The sequence below is a fragment of the Alteromonas infernus genome, from assembly GCF_902705815.1.
The window spans coordinates 1-1,328 of the sequence record NZ_CACSIG010000081.1 but is presented as its reverse complement, the minus strand read 5'-3'; the positions used below and the strand labels follow the sequence as shown (position 1 = coordinate 1,328).

The following is a 1,328-nucleotide window of genomic DNA, read 5'->3' as shown; positions in this document are numbered from 1 at the left end:
ATAAAAATGTATAAAAAAGGAATAGTGACGTGGTCAACCAAAATTGACCAACCCAGTTAAGCTACTTTTTTCAATTTCTTCATGTCCGCCTCATATTGATTTGGACTCCTGTAATCCAGATACGAATGCAACCGCTCAGGATTATAAAATGTCGTGATGTAACGCAGTATATCTTGCTGTGCTTCATAACGAGTTTGGTATTGTTTCCAGTGTACTAGCTCTTGCTTCAAGCTACCGAAGAAGCTCTCAACCACACTATTATCCCAACAATCACCTTTACGACTCATACTGCCAACAAATTGGTGTCCTTTAAGCAAGCGTCGATAGTCTGCACTAGCGTATTGGCTACCGCGATCTGAATGGGCAACCAATCCCGCTTTTGGATTACGCTGCCATATCGCCATCGTTAACGCGTCACACACCAATTTGGTTTTCATTCTTGACCCCATGCTCCAGCCAACGACTTTTCTCGAGTACAGGTCAATAACAACGGCCAAATATAACCAGCCTTCTTGTGTCCAGATATAGGTAATATCCTGCACATAAGCTAGATTGGGTGAATCAACATCAAACTGTCTGTCCAGCACATTTTCAAATACAGGCAATGTGTGATTACTGTTTGTGGTGACCTTGTATTTCTTCTTGTAACGGACCTGCACACCTGCTTCTTTCATCAGTCGGCGTGTAAGACGTCTACCGATAGGGTAGCCCAAACAATTCAGTGCTTTTTGCATTCGTCGACTGCCATAGCTATGCTCACTGGCTTTGGCAATCTTGCGCATCCATTCCACTATTTCTTTTCGTTTATCATCATCCGTTGTAGGTTGATGCTGGGTATTCATATATCGATAAAACCCATTGCGCTTAACGCCTAATAACCGGCACAACCGGTCAACAGGATAGGTATTCTTTCGCTCGGCGATAAACGCGTATTTCACTTCATTTCTTTGGCGAAGAATACCGATGCTTCCTTTAGGATGCGTTTATCCATTTCAAGCTGTTTTACCTGAGCTTTAAGCTTTCTGATTTCTGCCTGCTCTGGCGTCAGTTTGCCGTTCCCTCTGAACGCATGGCCGTCATCATCTTGTTGAAACTCTTTGACCCAGCGACCAATAATTTGCTGACTCACATCCAACATTCTGGCGACTTCAGAGCGCGTGTGACCTTGATCTAGCACCAGGCTCACTGCATCCAGTTTAAATTCTTTCGTATACCGTTTTCTTCCGGCCATTTACTTTCTCCAGCTAAAGTTCAATTATATCCTTAACTGGACTGGTCAACTCAATTAAACCACCTCAATGAACGTCTCTAAATAGCCAATCGTATCA

Annotated in this window: 1 protein-coding gene; it reads right to left on the bottom strand. The window is 43.3% G+C overall.

What is annotated here, in order from left to right; translation table 11 throughout:
- Positions 1–56: 56 nt before the first annotated feature.
- A protein-coding gene (locus ACX5J7_RS18420) for an IS3 family transposase (protein ID WP_240491637.1) occupies positions 57–1,231 on the bottom strand; the annotation gives its coding sequence in 2 pieces (ribosomal slippage) (positions 57–964 and positions 964–1,231; 1,176 coding nt in all).
- Positions 1,232–1,328 lie beyond the last annotated feature (97 nt).